Below are 14631 nucleotides of genomic sequence, written 5' to 3' on the forward strand. Positions count from 1 at the left end.
GGGGAAAACCATTAGTCAACGGCCAAAGGGAGTACGAAAGAGAGATTCCTTCGGGCACTGGGAACTAGATACGGTGGTTTCCAGCCGAGGAAAAAGCCTTGCTTGTGCCGCGACCTTTATCGAGCGCAAGACACGGATGTATTTGGCCCTAAAGATGCCCGACCGTACCGCTCATTCGATGGAGATCGCCTTTGGTGTTGTGGCTAGCCAGTATCCGCAAGAAACTTTCCGAACGGCTACTGTGGATCGAGGAAAGGAATTCGCCTGCTATAGCGCTCTGGAAACCTTTCATGGACTGGATGTCTACTTTGCTGATCCCTACTCATCCTGGCAACGAGGGTCTAACGAGAATGGCAACGGACTCCTTCGAGAGTTCTTTCCCAAAGGCCATGATTTTGCACAAGTTTCAGATGAGGAGCTTGCCCACGCCCTAGATCTCATCAACCACCGCCCCCGGAAATGTCTGGGGTGGAAGTCTGCTCACGAATCTTTCATGTCCGAAGTGTCGCACTTAGCTTGACAATCCGTCTTTTAAAAAAAGTGGCCCGAATTACTTCTCCAGATATGGGGAGGCTTTCGGGCCTTTTTTGTTGAAAATTTGCTGTGTATTTACTATGTGAAGCGGATTGTCTAATGTTTTGACCCTGTGTTATGATATGACAAATATCGCGGTTGGAGGATAGACATGGCTGGGGATACAGAAGCATTTAAAGAGTTGAACGCAGAGCAAAGAAATAAGAACATTATTTTAGTAGGAATGATGGCAACGGGAAAGTCAACAGTAGGTGCTATTTTGGCGGAGGAACTGGGCTATGAGCTGGTTGATTTAGATCATGTCATTATTGAAACTGAAGGCAGAAGCATTGCCGAAATCTTCGCAGAAGATGGCGAGGAATACTTTCGAAGCGTGGAGACGGCAGTTCTAAAACGTATGCTAGAATCCGAGAATAAATTAATATCTACTGGTGGAGGCGCGGTATTGGCGCCGGGGAATACAGCGTTAATGCTGAGTAAAGGGCATGTGATTGCGCTGACGGCAACGGAAGAAGAGATTATTGCTCGTGTTAGTGGAGATCAGAATCGTCCGCTGCTCGCCGGCAATGCAGTAGAACGGGTTAGACGAATCATGGAAGATCGCCATAATGCTTATCTGTTCGCGCATTACACGGTCGATACAACGGGACTGACTGCGGCAGAAGTGTCGCAAAATATTTTAATGCATTACCGCGGCTGAGCTTTTAAGAGAGTGTTTCATTCCATTCAATCATACCGCCGTTTAAATTTGTAGCATGATAACCAAACTGTTGCAGATATTCGCAGACACGCTGGCTTCGAGCACCGGAACGGCAGATAAAGATCACTTTGGCATCGCTTGGAATATCCTCTGTGCGGTGTGGAATTTCTCCCATGGGGATATGCTGTGCACCGGGAATCATCCCAAAGGCAACCTCTTCGTCTTCACGAACGTCGATGAGTACAAGGTCTTCCCCTGTCTCTAGACACTGCCGCAATTCTTGCGGTGTGATTTGTGGAACATTATGCATGGTTGTGACCTCTTTTCATCAGAAGAATGGTTTAATGATAACACAAGCATGGAATACCCTGTCAAACGAGCACTATATACAACTATAACTACTAAGGAGAGTTTATATTATGGACGTTATTGTTAGGCCAACGCCATCTCTGCAAGGAGAATTCGGGGCCCTCTCTTCCAAAAACTACACCACTCGTTATTTGCTGGTTGCCGCATTGTCAGAAGGCGTAAGTACGATTTATCATCCGGCACATAGTGAAGATAGCGATGCAATCCGTCGTTGTATTGCGGATTTGGGAGCTGTACTCACAGAGGATGATGAGAAGATTGTGATTCAAGGCTTTGGACGAAAACCGAAGGATGTTAAGGAACTTAATGTGGGGAATGCTGGAGCAGTACTACGTTTTCTAATGGCTGTGGCTGCACTAAGCCCTGAGGTTATATTCGTAAATACGTATCCTGACTCATTAGGCAAACGTCCGCATGACGACCTGATCGTGTCTCTGGAACAGCTTGGTGTGAAGGTAGAGCACAATGAAGGAAAGCTGCCGATCACGATCCGTGGTGGCAAACCTGTTGGGGGTAAAATTACAGTTTCCGGTGCAGTCAGCTCCCAGTTCCTAAGCGCTCTACTTTTCTTGACACCATTGCTTGAAGAAGATAGTGAAATTATTGTTCTTGATGATTTGAAATCAAAGGTTGTTGTAGGTCAGACGCTAGAAGTATTGGAGCAGGCTGGAATTGTGGTTCATGCAGCGAATGATTACATGTCCTTTAAAGTGCCAGGTCGTCAAGCCTATGCGGCAAAGACGTATACCGTTCAAGGTGACTATCCTGGCTCTGCGGCTATTCTTGCGGCTGCTGCTGTTACCAAGTCAGATGTTAAGGTTCATCGACTTGTGGAACAGAGTAAGCAGGGAGAAAGAGCCATTGTTGATGTGCTGCGTATGATGGAAGTACCTCTTACTCATAATGAGGGAACGGTACACGTACAAGGGAACGGCGTTCTAAAAGCTGTTGAATTCGACGGAGATGCTGCCACCGATGCAGTGCTGGCTATGGTAGCTGCTGCTGTATTTGCTGAAGGCACTTCGCGATTCTATAACGTTGAGAACCTACGGTATAAGGAATGTGATCGTATAACTGATTACTTGGCAGAGTTGACCCGTGCAGGAGCCAATGTTGAGGAACGCCGCGATGAGATTATCGTTCACGGCATGCCTGAAGGCGTCGAAGGTGGTGTGACCATTAACGCGCATTACGACCATCGTGTAATTATGGCGCTGTCAGTAGTAGGCTTACGAGCGCGTAAACCGCTATTGATCAAGGATGCTCACCATGTCGCTAAATCGTATCCGCAATATTTTGATCACCTGCGTGCGCTTGGTGCAAATGTAGAATGGGTACAATAGAGGTAAGGGAGCTAGTGAATCTAGCTTCAGTTATATAAGGATCATAAAGTGTAACTATGGAAAGGGGCACTATGTATGAGCTTTGAGAATCCAAGTCGGGAGCAGATCGGAGATATCCTTGCTTCTGCAGGTAATATTGCAGTTGTTGGCCTGTCTGACAAAACAGACCGGACCTCCTATATGGTCGCCGGTGCTATGCAAAGTCGGGGATATCGGATCATTCCTGTAAACCCTTTGGTTGACGGTGAAATATTGGGAGAGAAGTGCTATCATACGTTAGCCGAAATTCCAGAGCCGGTGGACATAGTCAATGTGTTCCGTCGAAGCGAATACTGCGCAAAGGTCGCACAGGAGGCCGCTGAAATCGGCGCACGTGTGCTCTGGCTCCAGCAGGGGATTATCAGCCAGGAGGCCGCTGAAATCGCCGCTGAGCACGGTATGACGGCGATTATGGACCGCTGCATCAAGGTCGAGGAAGCAATCACGATGCATGGGCGTAGTCGGACGTAGAGTTCGGTGGTTAACACTTTATGCGACTGGGGATTAAGTGTGCGGTTGGAGAGTGAAGTGGAGGGATTTCGAACGAATGAAGAGACGAACGAGTTAACGAGACATCGATGAACCCACGAATGAAACAATAGCGAGCGAATAACGAACCTACGAGCATCCAAGCATATGAGCCGACAAGCGAACCATAAAGGAACCAACAATGAGCGAACAATGAACCGACCGATGACCGAAACAATAACGGGCGAACAATGAACCGACCGATGACCGAAACAATAACGAGCGAACAATGAACCGACCTACAACGAACCAACGAACGGAGCATGTTTTTTAGCGCTGAAGTAAATTGCAGCTTGAATGTTAAAGAACAGCCAAAGATAATAAGCATTGTTTGATTACGATGGCTGCCCAGGCTGCACAATTTCTAATGCAAATCACCATCTGAACTTGATATACTGAAATTAGACGAAGAACGTCCTTTATCCGCATGATTTGCGGTGAAGGGCGTTTTTTATTTTACTCGGGGAGGATACCATTATGGAATTTGAAGAAGCACATAGTTTGTTCATTGACAAGCACTTGTCGGAAAGATCAGGTGAAAGAAGGGGAAGACTTGTTAGAGGGCATAACTATGCTGAGAAGCTGTTCTTGCAAAATGTATGGTGGCCATTGTTTGAGAGTCTCGATGATTTGCATCCAGAATACGAAGTGTATGACTGGAACCGTAAATCTCAGTTTCTGGACTTCGCTTTTCTACCGCAGAGCGGCAGCAGCCTCGGGATTGAGTGCGACGGGTTTCAAAGCCATGTGAAGGACATGGACCGCGAGAGGTTCAATTATTCAGTTAATCGGGACACTTTTCTGACCGGAATGGGCTGGAAGATGATTCATTTTTCTGTTGACGATCTCCAGCACCGCCCCGAGGTGTGCCGGATGCTTTTACAATTGGTGCTGGCACCTCATTTGGCGCGCAAATCTACAGGCGCAGATATTTTGTCTGAGGAGAAGGAGGTTCTGCGTTTGGCTTGGCGACTGGGCAGGGCGATTCGTCCAAAAGATGTGATAGCGCATTTCAGTATTAACTTTCGGACGGCGCGTAGATTGTTACAATCGTTAAGTGAGAAGGGGCTGTTAAAGCCAATCGTGGGTAGAAGAGGGGTTAGACATTACGAGTTACGACCAATGCACCCTGAACAAATATGGTGAGGAGTGATTTTAGCGTTAGATTGCACTTTGTACAATAGAATCTTCGTTTTAGCATAAAAAAATTATGTTCATTGCACTTTGTACAATCAATAAGAGCAATAGATCTACTATCGTGCGATTCTAGAGATTTCTATTGTACAAAGTGCAATCAAAACCATTTTTCATCAAAATTAAGCTCATTCTGTTGCACATAATACATTAGAATACGAGAACTTCCTTGGGATCTTTAAATCGAATCTATAAGAGTCTCTAAAGAGTAATTTGAGAAATTATATTTTATAGCAAGTTCTTCAGATCAGATTTCAGTGTCTTATTATGCTTAGTGTGATAGAGTGATCAACTCATTTCATCGAATCTTTACCTTCAGTTTAACGGTGAGGAGTGATTTTAGCGTTAGATTGCACTTTGTACAATAGAATCTTCGTTTTAGCTTAAAAAAATTATGTTCATTGCACTTTGTACAATCAATAAGAGCAATAGATCTACTATTGTGCGATTCTAGAGATTTCTATTGTACAAAGTGCAATCAAAACCATTTTTCATCAAAATTAAGCTCATTCTGTTGCACATAATACATTAGAATGCGAAAACCACCTAGTGTCATTGATCCGAAGCTATGAAATGCACTGTTATTGCTATAAGAAGTACACCAAAGAGCCTATAAAAAGTCACCAAAGAGCATCTTGAGAAATGAAAGGTCAATATCTTATACTAAATTCTTCAGGTCATCCGCACGAAATCTCGATACGTATATAGGTTAGCGAATACAGCCCAATCCATCGGAATTTTTCCTTCAGTTTATTTTGACAAAAACCCCCGCAGCGCGTACCATTCAATATAGAAAGAAAGGAGAGGGTAGCCTTGAATTGGCTCGGATCATTGCAGCAATTGGGCAGAGCCATAATGCTTCCTACCATGGTACTGCCGGCGGCAGCCATTTTGCTTAGTTTGGGCAGTTTACCTTGGTCTGCATGGGGACTTTCTTCGGTATCCGAAGTGGCTACATACGCTGGGCAGGGAATCTTTTATTTTATGCCTTATTTGTTCGCTGTGGGTGTAGCATGGGGATTATCCAATCAAGCTGGAACAGCGGGTCTTGCAGCACTGGCTGGAATGTTCACTTACGACCGGATTGTTACCCATATGGGAGACGGGCTTGTACAACCTGCAACACTTATCGGAATTTTGCTGGGTATAGTCGCCGGTATTGCTCAAAACCGGTTTAAAAATATCAAGCTTCCAGAGGCGATCCAGTTTTTTGGAGGGTCGCGGTTTGTTTTGCTGTTCATGGGATTATTTTCGGCTGGCTTTGCATGGGTGATGTTAGGAATCTCTCCACTACTGCAAAGAGGACTGGATGATCTTTTTCAAGGGATTTTACAGACAGGCGGATTTGGCGTTTTTATTTATGGAGTACTATATAGAGTACTAACAGCCTTCGGTCTTCACCATATTCTTAATAATGTGTTTTGGTTTCAGCTTGGGAACTTTACAACTCCTGATGGTAGCACTGTCGTTCAGGGGGATTTGCCACGTTTTTTTGCAGGCGATCCTACGGCTGGAATTTTTATGGCAGGTTTGTTTCCGATAATGATGTTCGCACTGCCAGCCATTGCTTTTGCTATCATTCAGGAAGCGCGCGAGGATTTGAAGCCTAAGATTAAAAAGACTTTCATGCGGGCGGCTTTAGTTTGTTTTCTAACTGGGGTTTCAGAACAGATCGAATTCGCGTTTTTGTTTGCTTCTCCGTATTTATTCGCGGTTCATACTGTAATGTCCGGTCTCGCGATGGTGTTGACCTACATGCTTGGGATTCATCACGGGTTCTCTTATTCAGCAGGAGCTATTGACTTCTTTTTGAATTTGCATCTGTCACAGAGGGCTTGGCTTTTGATTCCAATCGGTATTGGTTATGGGATTGTATATTATAATTTATTCCGCTGGGCGATTCGCCGTTTTCAGATCCCGACACCAGGGCGTGAAGAAGGTTCGGAACTCGGTGATTGGGCAGGCAACATCCCTTATCAGGCACCACTGATTTTGGAGGCGCTTGGTGGGAAGGAGAATATCGTACAAGTTCAATCCTGTATCACCCGTTTGAGGCTTACCGTCCACAATGATCGATATATTGATACCGGGGCGCTTAAAGGTCTTGGTTCTGCTGGGATTATCAAGCTCGGTGGCGGGAATGTTCAGGTAGTATTTGGTACGTATTCAGAGCTAATCCGCGAGGAGATTAATAAACTGATGCTTCGTGATCTGCCGCAGGTGTTGTTCAGTTCTCCGATGCAGGGTAGAATGATGCCCATTGAGGAAGTGCCGGATCACATCTTTGCAGCAAAGCTAGTGGGTGATGGTGTTGCATTTTTGCCGGAAAAAGGGGAGCTTACTTCGCCTGTATTCGGGAAGGTTATGCACGTCTACCCTACAATGCATGCCGTTGGTATTGCTACGCCGGAAGGGCTGGAGGTACTTATGCATATAGGGATCGATACTTCGCAGCTTAAAGGGCCATTTGAGGCGGTTGTAAAAGAAGGCGACAGCGTGGAGCCAGGTCAATTGCTGGTTAAATTCGACCTCGCTTATTTGCGTGAGCATGCGGCCTCACTGGCTACACCAATGGTGATTACGAATCCTGATCGAGTAAAATCATGGAGCTATGCTCCATTTAAAAATGTTAAAAAGGGGCAATCTTCAGTAATGTCCGTAGTCTTACATGAAAGTAACGTTGGAGGGATAGAAGGATGATACAAGGCATAGGCGCAGCAGCAGGTGTAGCTATCGGGAAGGCCTTTGTCTTACCCAACTGGGAGTGGAGCTTGCCAGACACACAAGTGAACCCAGTGGATCTAGCTAAGGAGTTTGAGCGTTTATACGAAGGTATCCGTACCTCTAAGGACGAAATTGAATTCATCAAAAAAGAATTCAGAGAAGTGGTCGGTCCAGAGGAATCCAGTATTTTTGATGCGCATTTGGCGATATTGGATGATCCGGTGTTCATGAGCGAAATCCGGGGGATTATTGAGCGCCAGTACAAGGCGGCGGAGGTAGCTGTTAAGGAAGCGATTGATCATTTTGTAGCGATGTTTGATCTGCTAGATGATGAATACATGAAGGAACGGGCGGTCGATATCAAGGATGTCGGAAATCGTCTGTTAAAGCATCTTTTAGGTGCTCCTGAGGTCACGCTGCCATCGGATACACAGCCGTATATTCTAGTTGCGAAGGAGTTGTCTCCTTCCCAGTTAGCTCACTTGAACCCAACTTATGTTCTAGGTATTGTTACTATGATGGGCGGTAAAACCTCACATTCCTCCATTATGGCTCGTGCACTGGGCATTCCGCTCGTAGCAGGTTTGGAGAATAATTTGTCTAACCCTATTCAGACCGGAGATATGCTCGTGATAGACGGAGACACCGGATCTGTGCAAATTCATCCTGATGAAGTAACGATCAATGAATATGTATCTCTACGGAATAAGCAGCATAAAAAGAAAGAACAACTGGAGTTGCTGGCTACTGTAGAGGCCGTCACTAAAGATGGCGTTAACCTGCGATTGGCCGGTAATATCAGTTCTGTTAAAGAACTGAATTTAGCACTCAAGTATGGAGCTGAGGGTGTAGGTCTATTCCGTACAGAGTTTCTTTATATGGATCGCAGTTCTTTCCCAACGGAGGATGAACAATTCGAAGTGTATAAACAGGTTGTCGAGAAGGTAGGCAGCAATATGGTTGTGATCCGTTCGCTGGATATAGGCGGGGACAAGCATCTGGATTACTTCCAGCTACCAGAAGAACAGAATCCATTCCTTGGCTATCGTGCCATTCGAATCAGCTTAAATCGACAAGATATGTTCAAAACTCAGCTAACCGCCATTTTGCGGGCGAGTGCTTATGGGAATGTAAAGCTAATGTTCCCTATGATATCTTCCGTAGAAGAAGTACAGGCAGCAAAAGCTGTATTGGAAGAAGTGAAGGCTGAGCTGGAGCTACGGGGCATACCGTTTAATCGGAATATTCCAGTCGGTATTATGATTGAAGTTCCGGCTGCGGTTATGATTGCGGATTTACTGGCAGAGGAAGTTGACTTTTTCAGTATCGGTACGAACGATTTGGTGCAATATGTACTAGCCGTAGACCGTATGAATGAACAAATTGCGCATATGTATCATCCATATCATCCAGCGGTTCTGCGAATGATACGTATGACTGTAGAAGCAGCGCGTAATGCAAAAATAGATATAAGTGTATGTGGTGAAATGGCGGCAGATGAGCGTTCTTTGCCACTTTGGCTGGAGCTGGGGATTAATGACCTTAGCATGTCGCCACAGGCACTGCTGAAGGTAAAACACCGTACCCTGAATACACTGGCTATAGATGCTACAAGGGTTGCCAAAGCTTGCTTCCATCATCGTACAAGCTCGGAGACGGAAGAAATCCTAAGTGCTTATGCTCAGAAAAGCGGTATTACGCTTGGAACGAGCGTGGAAACAAAGGAGAAAGCTTCTTCATAGTTATTAAGCGATACATCATCAAGTCCACATCAAGGTTCGGCATTCTTGCCGAGCCTTTTTCTTTTGTACTAGATCGTTATAAAAAAACAAAACCGTTTGCGCTTCAGAGCAGTCTATACATAGAGCGAGTTGCACAGGAATGATTTATGCGTGATGGCAAGGGGGAAGGACGGAACAAGCATGGAACACATTATTAAGGACGAAATGGAAATTGTCGCTACGGATGAAGACATATTTTACGAGCTGGTATCTGGGCAGAAAAGAAAGCTTTACAGCATTGCTTACAGCTATTTGCGAAACGAAGCAGATTCGTTGGAAGTTCTGCAGGAGGCAACCTGCCGCGCATGGATTAAACGTAAAAGCTTGAAAGACTCGGAGCGGTTTGCTCCCTGGTTGACACGAATTCTGATCAATTGCTGTAACGATGAGTTGAAGCGCAGAAAGAGGAATACAGTCACAGAAGCTGAACGAAGTGATGTAGGGATCATGGAGATGAAAAGCGACCGCAGATTGGACATGGAACAAGCACTGGACGGGGTAAAGCCGAAGTATCGCCAGGTACTTGTACTCAAATATTACAAGGATATGACCCTTGCAGAAATTGCGGAGGTGCTCGATAAACCGGAGGGCACCGTGAAGACATGGCTCAATAAAGGTCTGAAACAACTGCGTGACAGAATGAAACGGAAGGGGGATCTATTTTATGGCTGAGCCTGAAGAAAAGCTGCTAAATGAATTTTTTCAAAAAATCAATGTCGAGGCTGAGGAAATCCCGGATGTTAAGCTGGACGCAGCGATTCGCAAAGGGATGCAGCTAGGTAACCACAAAAGGTTGTCTTTTAGAAAAAAATACGCAGTTGTTGCGTTGGCGATCCTAGCTATCGCCTTATTGATTATTGTCCCTTGGGCAAATCAGATGGCGAATCCTGTACGTGCACAGTTACCTCCAAAAAGCTGGGGGCAGCTTGAGGTGTTTAGACCCGTTATTGCTAATAATCTGACCATCACATCCGCACTTGACGCAGGGATGATGAAGGAAGTGAATATTTCTTCAGCTGAGGTGGATGGAATAAAGTGGACGGTTAATGGAATTATGGCCGACCGAAGAGGAATTGCTGTGCTTTATACCATCCGGAATAATACGGATCAGAAGATGCAGTTGGCTGGCTTGTCTTTAAGAAAGACTCCAGAGGATAAGTACCACCTTAGTGGATACAGTGGGTTTAGCACTACTAATGCACAAAAGGTTGGTTCTCCTGGGACGACTCGTATGTATGAGCAAATCGTCTGGGATAAATATCAGGATGAGATACCAGAGGAGTTGAATATCACATTATCGCTTTTTCCAGATGCTCTTGGTCAAGTTTTTAATAACAAGGATATAAAAGAAATGGGTGTCAAGATTCCACTGGAAGCCGATTATAATTATTTTCAGGGTGATATCATTGATTTGAAAGAAAGCCTCTCTATCGCCGGACAGCAAATTAATATGGAGAATATCTATATTGGACCTACGGGTATTTATATGCGGGAAAGATATGACCAAAAGAATACAATGAGGATATTTAATATGCTTTCACCTAAGCTTGTCATCGGAAAAGGAGAGCAACAAGAGGAGTTAATGTGGGTAAGTGGATCGAATATTTATCATAATGATAATATGAGACCTGATGATCCGATTAAGTTTGAAATTGAAGGGATTTCTGCTCTAGATCAATCTAAGCTGGAGCTTATGATTAATACCGAAACACAGCAGATTCTGAAGGTACCGGATAGCAATCTGACGATTTCCAAACGAATGGAGAACGAAGAGCAGGGTATTCTGGTATTAGATTACTTTATTCCTAAAGAAGATAAGGAGTCACTTGATTATGGAGGTTTTGCATTGAGTGATTATTTTGAAGATAGCTCTGGAAGCGGGCATATGATGGAAACTATCAAAAATGATTACTCAGGGTATAGAGAGTTTAATGAAAGTAGTAAGGGAACTACAATAACCAATTTCCTCAATGTAGGTAAGGAGAAGTTACCCCAACCGTTGACGTTCTGGTTTAATTCTTATCCAAACGTAATCAAGGAGAAAGCGTCCATTCGAATTAAGTAAGTAACCCGGATGTCGAGCGAATTAAATCTAAAGCCCTGTTCTTCACGTTTAGTGAGAAACAGGGCTTGTTTAATTGTTAGACTATAAATCTACCGTATTCTACTCCCCAGCCAACGCATCACAAAAAGCTTTACCATAGGGCGGCAGATCTGGCGGGCGACGAGCAGAAATAATATGTCCATCCGTAACCACGGCTTCATCTTTCCAGATAGCTCCGGCATTCTCCATATCATCACGGATGCCCGGCGTGGAGGTGACGGTTACACCTTCCAGAATTTTAGCGGAGATTAATACCCAACCTGCGTGGCAGATCTGCCCAATAGGTTTCTTAGCTGTATTAAAATCCTGTACGAGCTTTAGAACGGCGTTATATCTGCGGATTTTATCAGGAGCCCAGCCACCAGGAACCAAAATTCCATCATAATCTGCGGCATTAAGATCGTCCCAGGAGTATTCTGCCTTTGCAGGTACACCGTATTTGCCGATGTACGTTTTATCTTTTTCCAAACCTGCCAAGTGAACCTCTGCGCCTTCTTCTCTTACTCGGTACACGGGATACCAGAGCTCCAAATCTTCAAATTCATCGTCTACGAGTGCTATGACCTTTTTGCCGGCTAGTCTCATTTTGTTAAGCTCCTTTCGTATCACATGATCCTTCATATTCTATCAAATTTAAAATACGAAGTCATCTGAAGGATTGTAAATTATAGACGAATTGCCAATTTAATCATTATATGCAATTAAGGAGGGTTTTAATCGAGGGAGGTCGAATATAGAAATTGAAAAGTCATACTTTGTACTTAATTCATTTCTTGCAAGAGGTGTAGAAGATGTATACAGATAATTTAATGGAAAAGTTGTGCAGCTGTGGTGGCCTCATGACCTTACATATGCATTCATTGATTTTTAATACGAAGGTGAAGATTACCCACGTCCCTGTCTATACTTGTCCGGTATGTACTAGTTATGAGCCCTTGTCGTTTATTAAAGCAGATCTAGGAAAGTTAGTGAAAGAACTGAACGCGGATGAGCCAAGACAAGATTTTTCGTTTACAGAAAGAAATGAATTAGCTAGTGTTCTAAAAGAATCCTTGTCAGAGCTTATTGTCGGGGGATTTCAAGAATTAGAATTGGCTATCCGAGCGATAATTCAAGCTAGAGTGGATATGTTGCTCGATTTATACCGATTAGCTGAGGAGCTCACGGACCAGAATTGGATGGAAGAAACTAGTCGAAGATTGTCTCAATTAACGTTCCAAACGACCAAAAACGCAAATTATTAAAACATTCTGTGAAAATAATGAAAAACTTTCACGGAATGTTGGATTTTTCACTCACTTTTTGTTACGATAGATAGAAGTTACATTTTTGTGCTCGTGAATAGGGAAACCTGCACTAGTCAAAAATTGTAATTTAGGGGTACGTCTTCATCCTTGAAAGAAATTTTGAAAGGAAAATGAAGCGTTATCATTGCACAATTGTACAAAGTGTCGTATCATATTTTTAATTAGTCGAACGATAAAATTTATCGCAATGGAGAGAGTAATTTGACGGTAACCATTTACGATGTAGCTCGAGAAGCAGGCGTATCTATGGCTACGGTATCACGGGTTGTGAACAATAACCCTAACGTGAAACCGCAGACCCGGAAGAAAGTTTTTGAAGCGATTGAGCGTTTGGGATATCGTCCCAATGCCGTGGCGAGAGGACTTGCCAGTAAGAAAACGACAACCGTTGGGGTTGTCATCCCTGATATTTCAAACTCGATTTTTGCAGAAATTGCACGCGGGATTGAAGATATCGCGAACATGTATCATTACAATATCATATTGTGTAACGCGGATAAGCGTAAAGAAAAGGAAATCCGTGTCATCAATACCCTTTTGGAGAAACAGGTCGATGGTCTGCTCTTCATGGGTGGTACGGTAACTGAAGAACATATTCAAGCTTTCCAGACTTCTGCAGTTCCGATTGTCCTATGTGCTACACGGGATGAGAAGGGGACTTATCCTTCCGTTGACATCGATCATGAAACCGCTGCTTTTGATGCAGTGAATACTCTGATTCGTCACGGTCACCGTGAAATCGCAATGATCAGTGGTACACTCCAGGATCCTGCGAATGGATATGCGCGTTTCCATGGGTATAAGAAGGCTCTTGAACAAGCTGGAATCGAGTACCAAGAGGATTTAGTTCGTATCGGTAATTACCGCTATGAATCTGGTGTTGAAGCCATGAAGTATTTCCTTGGACTCAAGAAGAAACCAACCGCTATTTTTGCCGCAACTGATGAAATGGCAATTGGTGCAATTCACAGTATTCAAGATGAAGGTCTGAAAGTACCGGATGACTTCTCCATTATTAGTGTGGACAACATCCGTATGGCTTCGATGGTTCGTCCATTGTTGACAACAGTAGCCCAGCCTATGTATGACCTAGGTGCGGTAGCAATGAGACTTTTGACGAAACTCATGAAGAAAGAGACGGTTGAGAATCCGCGGGTTATCCTGCCTCATGAAACGATTCTCCGCTTGTCTGTTAATCATCTGAATAAGTAATGAATAAGTAATTTAAGAACTAAACAATTATTCTGTAGAAAGCTCCTTTTGGAGCTTTTTATGTTTTTTACAGAGAAAATCATTGAAGGAGGCGTTAGTTTTGCGTGAAGTTATCGGATTAATTGGTGCGATGGATGAAGAGATTAAGCTACTACTAGAAAGGATGGAGAATAAGAAGACGAAGGTCAAGGCAGGAATACATTATTACATAGGAGATATATTAGGAAAGTCTGTAGTGCTGTGTAAATCTGGGGTAGGTAAAGTGAATGCAGCAGTTACGACACAAATCCTAATTGATTCCTTTGATGTATCACGTGTGTTGTTTACTGGAGTTGCTGGAGCTGTGCACCCTGAATTGAATATTGGAGATATTGTGATCTCGTCTACTTGTGTCCAGCATGATATGGATGCTACGGCGCTTGGTTTTTCAAGAGGAGAAATACCTTATCAGGAAAATTCTGTCTTTAAGGCAGACTCTTCATTGGTGCTCCTTGCTGAGAGGGCGTGTAACGAGCTAGGTCAAAAGCACTTGGTCGGCAAAGTGCTTTCAGGTGATCAATTCATTTCTAATGCGGAGATTGTAGCCAAATTAAGAAAGGAATTGAATGGAATGTGTGTGGAGATGGAAGGGGCGGCGGTTGCACAAGTATGTATGATGAACGCCACTCCCTTTGTTATTATTCGTTCGATCTCTGATAAATCTGACGGGTCAGCAAATGTGAGTTTTAAGGAGTTCACGGTTGAAGCCTCGGGGCGCTCACATTCTATATTAGAATATATGCTGCAGCACCTATAA

14 protein-coding genes are annotated in these 14631 nt (G+C 44.0%); 12 read left to right on the top strand and 2 right to left on the bottom strand.

Annotation, left to right across the window (positions count from 1 at the left end; translation table 11 throughout):
- Together UQ64_RS04090 and UQ64_RS04095 are read left to right on the top strand one after the other, a co-directional pair.
- On the top strand, positions 1-520 hold a 520-nt coding region (locus UQ64_RS04090), incomplete at its 5' end, for an IS30 family transposase (RefSeq protein WP_245237851.1).
- 165 nt (positions 521-685) lie between these two features.
- Complete coding sequence (locus UQ64_RS04095) at positions 686-1234, top strand: shikimate kinase (RefSeq protein WP_060622238.1); 549 nt, start codon at positions 686-688, stop codon at positions 1232-1234.
- A 4-nt stretch (positions 1235-1238) separates the two neighbouring features.
- Here the strand turns inward: UQ64_RS04095 and UQ64_RS04100 are convergent, their stop codons facing one another.
- Entirely contained in the window at positions 1239-1544 is a 306-nt protein-coding gene (locus tag UQ64_RS04100) for a rhodanese-like domain-containing protein (RefSeq protein WP_060622239.1), read from the bottom strand.
- Between the two features lie 109 nt (positions 1545-1653).
- Here UQ64_RS04100 and aroA point away from each other — a divergent pair, with 109 nt between their 5' ends.
- The 7 genes from aroA to UQ64_RS04135 all read left to right on the top strand — a co-directional run bounded on the left by aroA (position 1654) and on the right by UQ64_RS04135 (position 11277).
- Entirely contained in the window at positions 1654-2946 is a 1293-nt protein-coding gene (gene aroA, locus UQ64_RS04105; RefSeq protein ID WP_060622240.1) for a 3-phosphoshikimate 1-carboxyvinyltransferase, read from the top strand.
- A 75-nt stretch (positions 2947-3021) separates the two neighbouring features.
- On the top strand, positions 3022-3456 hold the full coding sequence (locus UQ64_RS04110; protein WP_060622241.1) for a CoA-binding protein: 435 nt from the start codon (positions 3022-3024) through the stop codon (positions 3454-3456).
- Positions 3457-3990: 534 nt separating this feature from the next.
- Positions 3991-4659 carry a PDDEXK family nuclease gene (locus UQ64_RS04115; RefSeq protein WP_060622242.1) on the top strand — a complete coding sequence of 223 codons (669 nt, stop codon included), beginning with the start codon at positions 3991-3993 and terminating at the stop codon, positions 4657-4659.
- Positions 4660-5520: 861 nt separating this feature from the next.
- Positions 5521-7407, top strand: coding sequence for a glucose PTS transporter subunit IIA (locus UQ64_RS04120; protein WP_060622243.1), 1887 nt, complete (start codon positions 5521-5523; stop codon positions 7405-7407).
- Positions 7404-9173, top strand: coding sequence for a phosphoenolpyruvate--protein phosphotransferase (gene ptsP, locus UQ64_RS04125; protein WP_060622244.1), 1770 nt, complete (start codon positions 7404-7406; stop codon positions 9171-9173). Before UQ64_RS04120 ends, ptsP begins: the two co-directional genes overlap by 4 nt.
- A gap of 180 nt (positions 9174-9353) precedes the next feature.
- Complete coding sequence (locus tag UQ64_RS04130) at positions 9354-9884, top strand: sigma-70 family RNA polymerase sigma factor (protein ID WP_060622245.1); 531 nt, start codon at positions 9354-9356, stop codon at positions 9882-9884.
- The gene (locus UQ64_RS04135; RefSeq protein ID WP_060622246.1) at positions 9877-11277 is read left to right on the top strand and encodes a DUF4179 domain-containing protein; all 1401 of its coding nucleotides are present in this window, start codon (positions 9877-9879) and stop codon (positions 11275-11277) included. Before UQ64_RS04130 ends, UQ64_RS04135 begins: the two co-directional genes overlap by 8 nt.
- 99 nt (positions 11278-11376) lie before the next feature.
- Here the strand turns inward: UQ64_RS04135 and UQ64_RS04140 are convergent, their stop codons facing one another.
- A complete protein-coding gene (locus tag UQ64_RS04140; RefSeq protein ID WP_060622247.1) occupies positions 11377-11901 on the bottom strand; it encodes a type 1 glutamine amidotransferase domain-containing protein in 525 nt (174 codons plus the stop codon).
- A gap of 206 nt (positions 11902-12107) precedes the next feature.
- On the opposite strand from UQ64_RS04140, the gene UQ64_RS04145 reads away from it, so the two are divergent.
- The 3 genes from UQ64_RS04145 (at position 12108) to UQ64_RS04155 (ending at position 14631) form a co-directional block, all read left to right on the top strand.
- Positions 12108-12560 (top strand): hypothetical protein, encoded by a 453-nt coding sequence (locus UQ64_RS04145; protein ID WP_060622248.1) that lies wholly within the window; start codon positions 12108-12110, stop codon positions 12558-12560.
- 264 nt (positions 12561-12824) lie between these two features.
- Positions 12825-13835 carry a catabolite control protein A gene (ccpA, locus tag UQ64_RS04150; RefSeq protein ID WP_042187330.1) on the top strand — a complete coding sequence of 337 codons (1011 nt, stop codon included), beginning with the start codon at positions 12825-12827 and terminating at the stop codon, positions 13833-13835.
- A 100-nt stretch (positions 13836-13935) separates the two neighbouring features.
- The gene (locus UQ64_RS04155) at positions 13936-14631 is read left to right on the top strand and encodes a 5'-methylthioadenosine/adenosylhomocysteine nucleosidase (protein ID WP_082650970.1); all 696 of its coding nucleotides are present in this window, start codon (positions 13936-13938) and stop codon (positions 14629-14631) included.

The sequence above is a fragment of the Paenibacillus etheri genome, assembly GCF_001012825.1.
Taxonomy (GTDB): Bacteria; Bacillota; Bacilli; order Paenibacillales; family Paenibacillaceae; genus Paenibacillus_AQ; species Paenibacillus_AQ etheri.